This window comes from Halohasta sp. A2 (genome assembly GCF_056175805.1).
This window is the reverse complement of sequence record NZ_JAQFWV010000271.1, coordinates 1-265: the sequence shown is the minus strand read 5'-3', so window position 1 is coordinate 265 and position 265 is coordinate 1. Positions and strand designations below refer to the sequence as shown.

Here is a 265-nt window from a genome sequence, read left to right as displayed (position 1 = left end):
GGATAGTCTGGTTTGGGTGCTTCTGCAATGTCTGTATCTAGAAATTCGGCAGTTCAGCGACTCAGACAGGAGAATTTGTTATGTAAGTGATTCAATACGGGAGCTGTCTTGCGATAAACGGAGCAACAAAAGGCGGAAGAGACCCGTCTCGTCCGGCGACTCTGTTTCATCAAAAACGTCTCTTTTGGTGACACCGACGAAATAGCTGCACGACGTGTCGGTGTGTCCCAACCAACTGGTGGGCGCTGGCTCAAAGCTTGGAACG

General features: G+C 50.2%; 1 protein-coding gene. It reads left to right on the top strand.

Annotated elements, in window-relative coordinates; genetic code table 11:
* Positions 1-168: 168 nt before the first annotated feature.
* Positions 169-265: hypothetical protein (locus O2S87_RS19095; RefSeq protein WP_475410254.1), on the top strand; the 97-nt coding region annotated here is incomplete at its 3' end.